Source organism: Streptomyces sp. TP-A0356, from assembly GCF_001417775.1.
Taxonomy (GTDB): Bacteria; Actinomycetota; Actinomycetes; order Streptomycetales; family Streptomycetaceae; genus Streptomyces.
In genome coordinates this window covers 20,780-30,031 of the sequence record NZ_BBZJ01000047.1, presented here as the reverse complement: position 1 = coordinate 30,031, position 9,252 = coordinate 20,780, and the positions used below count along the sequence as shown (strand labels likewise).

Sequence of the window (9,252 nt, the reverse complement as noted above, 5' to 3'; positions counted from 1 at the left end):
GTCGCCGCGACTCGCACCACGCTCACCGCCCTGCCGGGCCTGGGCACCGTGCTGGCCGCGAAGGTCATCGGTCACATCGGGGACATCAGTCGGTTCCCCACCGAGCACCACTTCGCCAGCTACACCGGCAGCGCACCCCTGGACGCCTCCAGTGGCAACAACGTCCGCCACCGGCTCAACACCGGCGGCAACCGCGCGCTGAACTCTGTGTTGCACACGATCGCCGTCTGCCAGATCCGCGGCGGCGGGCGCGGGCAGGACTACTACCTCCGCAAGATCAGTGAGGGGAAGACACCTTCGGAAGCCCGAAGGGCCCTCAAACGACGTCTGTCCAACGTGGTCTACCGGATCATGAAACGAGACCACCGGAACCACCTTGCTCAAGCCGCTTGACACACAGAGGCGCTATTGGGACACGCCCTGTGGCTCGGTGGCAGGCAGCATCCCGCAACGGCAGTCGGCAGGTCCGTGACTGGACACTTCGGTCATAGATCTCACGAGTCAGACCTCCGCCCGGGACGGCACTGCACAACCGTCCCATCGATCCCGGTACAACAGCATGACCCGACCACAGCCGAAAAGCTTCGCCCGAATCGGTGCTCAACATGGCTCGGACGGGCTGCCCCTGTGTTGACCTTCGTCTACTCACGACCGGCATTGACGGACAGCCTTGCCGGCCGCCTTAGAGCTGTCGTTCGTCGACCATGGCACGAACGGCCCGAGACACCCTCCATGGGGCTGGCCTCGCACAGCCCGGCGAAGGACTCCTCACTGCCGAGGCGTCTCGGGCCGTCCCCCGTCGAGCAGCTGCGGGCGTGACGTTCCCCGAGTCGGGCCAGTCGGCCTTCAAGTCCTTCATGAGCTCGGCGAGTTGTTTGCTTCGCCTGGCCAACCGGCGCGAGGTGATACGGGTGTCCTGCAACACCGCCTCTTCACTGTCTTGGTCCTTCTTGCTGTCCTCGGTGAGCCGTGCGCAGGAACGAAATGCTGCGCATGGTTCAGCCCGGCCAGTCCTTCCCACGGTTCGCGTCGGCACTGACGAGGACAGCTTTGAGCTGGTTGATCGCCTGGGTACCGGCCTTGACCGCCCAACCCTTGGCGAGCTTGTACATGCGGGCGAACTGCAACGGCGCATCGCACGGACTTGGCCCGGGCACGCGCCCGCCCTCTCAGCACCGCCCGGGCCGTGTTCTGGGCATCGCGCGGATCCGACTTGCCGCGCCGGCGACGGTTCGGTTCGGTCGGCCAGGGCCGGTTCACGTCGTTCCACATCCTGGGCCAGCATGCAGCGGGCCAGCGCCGCCCCGATGGAGCTGGCTTCCGACCCGATGGCTCATCGCGTAGTTGGCACCAACCGCACGGATCGGTCAGAACAGTGACGGCGCCTGGTCGGGCACGCCCCTGTCGAGACAGACGCCTCGGCATCAGCAGCGGACCATCACCGGCCAGCGGTCGGCGAGCGGCAGTACGTCGTCGGCGGCGGTTCGTATCGAGCGCTCAGGTCCCGCAGGCAGTGGATCATCCTGTCCCGCTCTCCGGGTACCGTCAGGGTATGAGTCATCCGCACCCGGAACTGAAAGCCGCCCCGCCTCTTCCCGAAGGAGGGCTGCGGGTCATCGCCCTGGGCGGCCTGGGTGAGATCGGCCGCAACATGACCGTCTTCGAGCACGCGGGCAAGCTGCTCATCGTCGACTGCGGCGTGCTGTTCCCCGAGGAGACCCAGCCCGGCGTGGACGTCATCCTGCCGGACTTCACCTCGATCCGGGACCGGCTGGACGACATCGTGGCCGTGGTCCTCACCCACGGCCACGAGGACCACATCGGCGGCGTGCCGTACCTGCTGCGCGAGCGGTCCGACATTCCCGTCGTCGGCTCCAAGCTGACGCTGGCGTTCCTGGAGGCCAAGCTCAAGGAACACGGCATCCGGCCGCGCACGGTGCGGGTGCGGGAGGGCGACCGGCGCGGCTTCGGGCCCTTCGACTGCGAGTTCGTGGCGGTCAACCACTCCATCCCCGACAGCCTCGCGGTCGCGATCCGCACCCGGGCCGGGATGGTGCTGCACACCGGCGACTTCAAGATGGACCAGTTCCCTCTCGACGACCGCATCACCGATCTGCGCGCCTTCGCCCGCCTCGGCGAGGAGGGCGTGGACTTGTTCCTCACCGACTCGACCAACGCCGAAGTGCCCGGCTTCACCACCTCCGAGCGAGAGCTGAACCCGGCGATCGAGCAGGTGATGCGCACCGCGCCGCGCCGGGTCATCGTCTCCAGCTTCGCCAGCCACGTGCACCGTATCCAGCAGGTCCTGGACGCCGCCCACCAGCACGGCCGCAAGGTCGCCTTTGTCGGCCGGTCGATGGTCCGCAACATGGGCATTGCCCGTGACCTGGGCTATCTGAAGGTCCCCTCCGGTCTGGTCGTGAGCACGAAGGAGCTGGAGAAGCTCCCGGACCACAAGATCACTCTCGTGTGCACCGGCTCCCAGGGCGAACCGATGGCCGCGCTGTCACGGATGGCCAACCGCGACCACATGATCCGCATCGGCAAGGGCGACACCGTCCTGCTCGCCAGCTCCCTCATCCCCGGCAACGAGAACGCCATCTACCGGGTGATCAACGGACTCACCCGTTGGGGCGCCCACGTGGTCCACAAGGGCAACGCCAAGGTGCACGTCTCCGGGCACGCCAGCGCCGGCGAACTCGTCTACTGCTACAACATCGTCAAACCCCGCAACGTCATGCCCGTGCACGGCGAATGGCGCCACCTGCGGGCCAACGCCGACCTCGCCATCCGCACCGGTGTCGACCCCGACCGGGTCGTCATCGCCGAGGACGGCGTCGTCGTCGACCTGGTCGACGGACGCGCATCCATCACCGGCAAGGTCCCCGCCGGCAACGTCTACGTGGACGGCATGGAGGTCGGCGGCGCCACCGAAGCGTCCCTCAAGGACCGCCTCACCCTCGCTGCCGAAGGCGTGCTCACGGTGGTGGCGATCGTCGACGCGGACACCGGCGCCCTCGCCGAGGCCCCCGACTTCCTGGCCCGGGGCTTCGTCCACGACGACGCCACCTTCGAGCCGGTCATCCCCGTCATCGAGAAGACCCTGGCCACCGCAGCCGAGGAAGGCGTCGGGGACGCGCGCCAACTCGAACAACTCCTCGCCCGCGCCGTGGCGAACTGGGCGTTCCGCACCCACCGGCGCAACCCCCTGATCATCCCCGTCATCATCGACGCCTGAGCCACAGCCCGGCAACGCGGTCCCGGTTCCGGCCGCGGCCTCGCCGGCATCGACGCCGGGCACGGGAGTAAGCAGCCACTCCTGCAGGCCGGGGTGGCAACCCACTCCACATGATGAGTCATCGAAAACACGTCGCCGGAGGCGGAACGCATGAGTGAGTGGGCGGGATCCGCCGCGTTGTCGTGGTCATCCGGGGAGGTAGCGGCGAATGGTAGTGCCGTCGGGGCCGGTGTGGACAGGGACGAGGCCCGCGTGTTGGTGGACGAGTAGGAGTCCCCTGCCGCTGGGCTGCGTGGGATGGGGCGGGCGGCGGGCGGCCAGGGGATCGTTCAGTTGTCCGCCGTCGTGGACCTCGCAGACGATCCGGTCGCTCTCGGCCCGGATCCGCAGCGCGCCCGAGCCGGCGCCGTGGACGACGCTCTTGGTGGTCAGCTCCGCCACCGCGCTCAAGAGTCGAGGCCGAGTTCGGCCCAGACCGTTTTGCCGGGGTGACCGGGGGTGACGCCCCAGCGTCGGGCGAGTCGGTCGAGGAGTTGCATGCCAAAGCCGCCGGGCTCGGTGTTCGCGGTGGCGCGTTTGCGGGGCCAGCGGTCGCTGGAATCGCTGACGGCTATGTGAAGCCACCGCCCGTTCCAGGTGAGCTGGATCAGGGGCGGGCCGGAGCCGTGGCGGATGGCGTTGGTGATCAGTTCCGAGACGAGCAGTTCGGCGGTCTGGATCATCCGGTGCTGGCGCAGCGGGCCGCCGAAACCGTCCACGCAGTCGCGGACCCAGTGCCGGGCGGCCGTGATGCTCGCCGTGACTGCGGGGAAGCGCGTCTCGCAGGATGCGGTGGTCGATTCGCCGTTCACGAGGTTCCTCCAGCGCGGGTGGCTCTGGGCCGCCGCCGACCGGTGCTCTGCGCAGCCGGTGGGAGCCATCTGCCGGGTTACCCATGCCTGCCCGGTGAACCATCTGTGTCTGCCGGGTGACTGGCAGATTCCGCGAAAGTCATCCGCCGGGAGTTCGACGGTGCCGGCGCGTGCTGGGGGAGTGCGCTGCCGCCCCCTCGACGCCTTCGGCACAGGGATGGACGACGACACCGATGTCCTGGCCGTTCCCGCACCCCTGTGAGCGAGATGCCCGCCGCCACGAGGCGCACTCCTTGTGGGCATCACCGTGCTCGTGACCGCTGGCACCACATCGAGGCCGTCGGCTGTTCCTTCTGCCTCACCAGTCTGTCCATGGTTAGCGTGGTCTGATCCGTCGATGCGACGGATTGCCGCCTTGTGTCAGATCCGCGATTCCGTGAGCCCGGTGGCTGAGGCGGCGTACGGCGTCGGTGCAGCCCAGTGCGTTGACGCCTTCTGCTACCGCGGTGCCCTGTTCGCCGAGAGCCAGGGCCGACCCGGCACACACGCAGTGAAGGCCCGGTGCATGCCGGGCCTTCACGTTTGAGTAGCGGGGACAGGATTTGAACCTGCGACCTCTGGGTTATGAGCCCAGCGAGCTACCGAGCTGCTCCACCCCGCGTCGGTACGATGAACTGTACGGCACCGATCGGAATCGGCCCGATCGACTTTCGCCTGCGCTCGGAGCGGGCCCGATTGCTCATGATCGACCGACATGGCCACTGCTCACCCGGTCTAGATCTGGATTCTGAGTTCGGGTGCCGTTGGAGTACGGGCACACCTGGAGAAGTCTCCACGAGGTGGTCGTCGGTGCTGGTCCAGGCCGGGCAGGTGTAACGTCCATGCGCCCTTTCGTGAAAAGCCCCCGTGGTCAACGGTGAGCAGGCTCACCGTGCCGGTCGAGGCGGCCGGTAAATGGAGCACCGGCAGGTCATCAAGGGGATCCTCGTCCACATGCGGACCGGCATCCCTTGGGTATCGTCCGAGGAGGCGTAAGGGCCGCGACAGGCGCCGCACCAGGTGGACCCGGATCTGTGAAGGACCGGGTGGACTCCTGCGTCTGTCGGACACTGTCGCGCTGACTCCCCGGCCGGTTCGTGGTGGACTGGCATCCTCGGTCACGAACGCCGCTTGTCCCCTACGGACGGCTGTCGCCGCCATCGGTCGGCGGGCGTGGCGGGCGTGCGCTGCGTAGATTGGACGGTGCCGGGGACGTGTTCGTGAGGACCGGCGGGTGGGACGTGTGAGCGCAACAGAGATCGATTTTGCGGCGGTGTTCGCCGCCAGCCCGAGTCCCTACTTGCTGCTGGACACGGACCTGGTGATCCGCTGTGTCAATGGAGCGTTCCTGCGGGTCACCGGATGGCCGGAAGGCGACCTGGTCGGGCGATATCTGTTCGACGCCTTTCCACCCAAACCCGAGGATTCCACCGACGACGGGATGCGCAGCGTAGAGGAATCGCTGCGGAAAGTGCTGGCGTCGGGGCAGCCGGACATGCTGGTGCTGCAGCGGTACGACATCCCCGCCCACGGACGCCCTGGGGAGTTCGAGGAGCGGTGGTGGTCCCCCGTCCACAGCCCCGTCCTGGGGCCGGACGGCCAGGTCCAGTGGATCCTTCAGCGGGCCGAGGACGTCACAGCCTTCGCCGGCTCCGCTGTCCGCTGGCGCGGCACGCATCTGGGCGGGGCAGAGGAGAGCGTAGCGGCAGAGGTGTATGCGCGGGCGCAAGAGCTGACGCGCTGGAACGAGGAACTACGCCAGTCGCACAGCCTCGAACGGGAAGTCGCCGTCACTCTGCAAGAGGCCATGCTGCGCGCTCCCGATCTGGAGCGGCACAAGGACATCGCCGTGCGCTACCTCCCGGCCATCACGTCACTCAACGTGTGCGGCGACTGGTACGACGTGGTCGACCTGTCGAATGGCCGCTTCGCCGTCGCTGTCGGGGATGTCGTCGGCCACGGACTACAGGCCGCCGCCGTGATGGGCATGCTCCGCAGCGCCCTGAGTGCCGCCATCCGCGCTGTTCCCAACCCCGCTCAGGCCCTCGAGGTCCTCGGCCTGTACGCCCGGTCCTTCGAAGACGCCCTGGCCGCCACCGCGGTCAAGGTACTCGTCGATCCCCGCAGCCGCGCCATCGTCTACAGCAACGCCGGTCACCCGCCACCGGTCCTGCTCCATCCCGACGGCAGCTCCGAGCTTCTGGACCAGGCCACCGACCCGCCGTTGGGCGCCCGCCCAGAACACCTCCCCCGCCCTCAGGCCATCCTCCCCTACACACGCGGCGACACCCTCGTGCTCTACACCGACGGGCTTATCGAACGCCGCAGCGAGGACATCGACGCCGGCCTGACCCGCCTGGCCGACGCCCTCGCCCAGCACGCCGCTCTCCTGCCCGACGACCTGGCCGACGCGCTGCTGACCCGCCTCGGCGTCAGCACCGGCGGTCGCGACGACATCGCGCTGGTCGTCATCCGCCTGTGAACAAGCCGGCTTGGACGAGCGAGCACCCCCGGAAGCTCCCCGTCGAGACCGCACACCTACGGTCATGCACATGACCGGCTGCCCATGCAGCGCCGGAGGAGGGCGCCATGCCCACTGCGGCGTCCGTGCGTCGGTTCCGCCCAGGGGGACTCGGTGGTGTCCGGGAGGAAGGCCACCGCATCGCTGGCGTCTTGCTCGGCAGGATTGCTGTCCAGGGTGGTGATCTCGTCGCCGGTCTCCTTCCCGCGCAGGAAGAGGGTGCTGCGGAACCCGCCCTGCGGGCCGGGCGCCCGTACGTGAAGCGGGCGGAGGGACAGTCCAAGGAATGTCGACATCGGTGGCGGCGAAGTAGCGGTGGGGCCAGTCGACGACGACTTCGTCGGCGTACGGAAAGCGGGCGGCGGTGGCGAAGACGGGTCGGGCGTCGCAGACGGTGACGCGGTACCCGAGTAAGCATGCGGCCTGGCTGAAGTCGACAGCGCCGAAGATCGGCATGCGGGGGCGGAGCAGCATGTACGGGAACGAGGACTGAGAGCTTCTCGGGGCAGCTGTCAGGGTCCCCTCCGGCATCGATCGCGGCGTGCTCGGATTCCCTGAACGTGTGTGTTGCCGATCATGGTCGAGCACGTCGTGGCCCCGCCATTCCCTCATGTCTTCCGCCTCGAACACCGGGCGCCTACCATCGCAGGTCAGCTGAAGACCGCTGTCTCGTCTTTCTCTCGCTCCTCTGTCCCTACCCTGCCCCACGGAGCGCCGCACTCCGGAGAACAGCCGACTTGCAGACGGGACGGCGCACGGATTTCAAGCAAGGGGGACGCCCAGGGGACAGCTCGCCCGTCGTGGATCAGCACGCGGCAACGTGTGTGACAAGCGGCGCGAGCCCGAACCCGGCGCGGTCAGTAGGTGGCGAGGGAGATGGCGGTGTAGTGCGCGGTGAACGCTGCCACGGTCAGGGCATGGAAGACCTCGTGATAGCCGAACCAGCGAGGTGAGGGGTCGGGCCGCTGCAGGGCGTAGACGACCGCGCCCGCGCTATACAGGAGACCGCCGACAACGATCAGGACGACTACGGTTGCTCCGCCAGTGTGCAGGAAGTCGGGAAGGTAGCTCACCGGCGCCCAGCCCAGGGCCAGGTAACACGGGGTGTACAGCCAGCGCGGAGCTCCGACCCACAGGACCCGGAACGCGATGCCGGCCAACGCTCCCGTCCAGACGATCCACAGCAGCACGGACCGCTGCTCGGACGGGAGGAGGAGCACGGCCAGGGGGGTGCAGGTGCCGGCGATAATCAGGAAGATGTTGGCGTGGTCCAGGCGTCGCAGAAGAGCCTCGCCGAGCGGTCCCCAGGTGCCACGGTGGTAGATGGCGCTCGTCGCGAACAGCATCCAGGCGGTGACCGAGTACACGGCGCAGGCCAGGACCGCCTGCTGAGTACCGGCCAGGCAGATGAGTACGACGCCCGCGATCAGTGCGGCGGGGACCATTCCGGCATGGAGCCAGCCACGCAATTTCGGCTTGATCGGTTCGGCCAGGTGGGCCACCCGCTCCACCAGAGCAGTAACCGAGTGAGCCCCCTTCCCCGCCTGGTCGCCTGGTGATTCGTCGGGTAGCCCGTCTGCACGGCCCTCTCCCCGTGCTGACACGACGTGACCACATTCAACCTCAGCGGCGTCGCGAGACACAGCTTCTCGTCCTCCCCCGGGCTCCTGGGCGTCACTGGCAACCATGCGATCATGCTAGGAAACCTCACCCGGACACATGACGGGAGGTCGGTCCAGAACCCCAGAGCCACGTCGCCGGATCTGAGCCGGTTCGCCACCGTGGGAACTCCGGCCCCGCTGGCCTACCGCCAATTGAGCCTGCCGAAGCCGAGTAGAACGGCTGGTCCTGGGAACGATCAGTGCTTACGAACGGGCATCTCCGCTCGCCTACGCGCAAGGATCGCCGATGCTTCCTGAGGTCCGCCCCTACGTATCCACCGCGCTCGCAGACCAGTTGGAACACCAACTGGACCTGGATCCGCATCTCGAGGCGGGCCAGCTCGATGTGGAGGGCGTCGCCGGCGTCGCAGTGGTCGCAGCCGCCCACTCCGATGGCTATGCGGCCACCGGCCATCTCCTCGGACTGCTGGCCGCGCTGCCTGCCCCCAACGCGGCAGGAGAGCACTTCTGGTCGGACCTGTGGAGGTCTTCGGGCACCGCGTACCTGCTGCCCGTCAACATCAAGGATCCGGTGCTGCGTTCGCTGGCAGGAGAGGGAACCGCCCTGGCCAGGCAGATCCTCTCGGCCGTCGATGAGATGACCCCGCCCCAGCGCTTCGCGGCCGGCGAGGTAATCGGTCAGGCCCTCGTCGAGTCCGACCATCTGCCCGACCTCAAGACACAGGTCATCGGAGAACTGTGGCTCCGAGATCTCGAGCTCACCGCTTGGCGCGTCCTGCACGCAGACCGCAGGTCGGACGACCCGGCTGGACGGAAAGCCTTCCTCGACGCCTGGACGAGCGTCTGAACGTCGGCTCCTCCAAGCTGCACGGTAGCCGCGCCAGACATGCGGCTCCCGTACCCGACGACGCCTGCAGCGACTTGAGGCCAGGAAGTTCCAAGCCGAAGTCGCAGCGGCCCCGGGCATCCACAGGCCAGGGG

General features: G+C 68.0%; 8 protein-coding genes, 1 tRNA gene and 1 pseudogene. 4 read left to right on the top strand and 6 right to left on the bottom strand.

The genetic code is table 11. From position 1 onward, the window contains the following. Positions 1-393 (top strand): transposase (locus tag ASC56_RS36555; protein ID WP_159039825.1); only part of this gene is annotated, 393 nt, incomplete at its 5' end. A 1,159-nt stretch (positions 394-1,552) separates the two neighbouring features. Continuing rightward, entirely contained in the window at positions 1,553-3,238 is a 1,686-nt protein-coding gene (locus ASC56_RS36550; RefSeq protein ID WP_055495915.1) for a ribonuclease J, read from the top strand. 186 nt (positions 3,239-3,424) lie between these two features. On the opposite strand, the gene ASC56_RS41455 is transcribed toward ASC56_RS36550, so the two are convergent. The 3 genes from ASC56_RS41455 to ASC56_RS36535 all read right to left on the bottom strand — a co-directional run bounded on the left by ASC56_RS41455 (position 3,425) and on the right by ASC56_RS36535 (position 4,750). After that, positions 3,425-3,679 carry an ATP-binding protein gene (locus tag ASC56_RS41455; RefSeq protein WP_055495914.1) on the bottom strand — a complete coding sequence of 85 codons (255 nt, stop codon included), beginning with the start codon at positions 3,677-3,679 and terminating at the stop codon, positions 3,425-3,427. Positions 3,680-3,684: 5 nt separating this feature from the next. Further along, positions 3,685-4,089, bottom strand: coding sequence for an ATP-binding protein (locus ASC56_RS41450; RefSeq protein ID WP_055495913.1), 405 nt, complete (start codon positions 4,087-4,089; stop codon positions 3,685-3,687). 587 nt (positions 4,090-4,676) lie between these two features. Continuing rightward, positions 4,677-4,750: transfer RNA gene (locus ASC56_RS36535), tRNA-Met, on the bottom strand. Positions 4,751-5,371: 621 nt separating this feature from the next. Between ASC56_RS36535 and ASC56_RS36530 the strand changes: the two genes are divergently transcribed. Continuing rightward, positions 5,372-6,610: a PP2C family protein-serine/threonine phosphatase gene (locus tag ASC56_RS36530; RefSeq protein WP_055495919.1), complete on the top strand. Its 1,239-nt coding sequence runs from the start codon at positions 5,372-5,374 to the stop codon at positions 6,608-6,610. 62 nt (positions 6,611-6,672) lie between these two features. Here the strand turns inward: ASC56_RS36530 and ASC56_RS36525 are convergent, their stop codons facing one another. From ASC56_RS36525 to ASC56_RS36520, 3 genes and pseudogenes are all read right to left on the bottom strand, one after another. Further along, positions 6,673-6,945 (bottom strand): hypothetical protein, encoded by a 273-nt coding sequence (locus tag ASC56_RS36525; RefSeq protein ID WP_055495912.1) that lies wholly within the window; start codon positions 6,943-6,945, stop codon positions 6,673-6,675. Continuing rightward, positions 6,938-7,178: pseudogene (locus tag ASC56_RS42665) on the bottom strand (xanthine dehydrogenase); the annotation flags it as partial. The pseudogene ASC56_RS42665 and the gene ASC56_RS36525, both read right to left, overlap by 8 nt. Positions 7,179-7,506: 328 nt before the next feature. Beyond that, positions 7,507-8,292 carry a hemolysin III family protein gene (locus tag ASC56_RS36520; RefSeq protein ID WP_371330499.1) on the bottom strand — a complete coding sequence of 262 codons (786 nt, stop codon included), beginning with the start codon at positions 8,290-8,292 and terminating at the stop codon, positions 7,507-7,509. Positions 8,293-8,557: 265 nt separating this feature from the next. Here ASC56_RS36520 and ASC56_RS36515 point away from each other — a divergent pair, with 265 nt between their 5' ends. Beyond that, positions 8,558-9,118, top strand: coding sequence for a hypothetical protein (locus tag ASC56_RS36515; protein ID WP_199836168.1), 561 nt, complete (start codon positions 8,558-8,560; stop codon positions 9,116-9,118). The last annotated feature ends 134 nt before the right edge of the window (positions 9,119-9,252 follow it).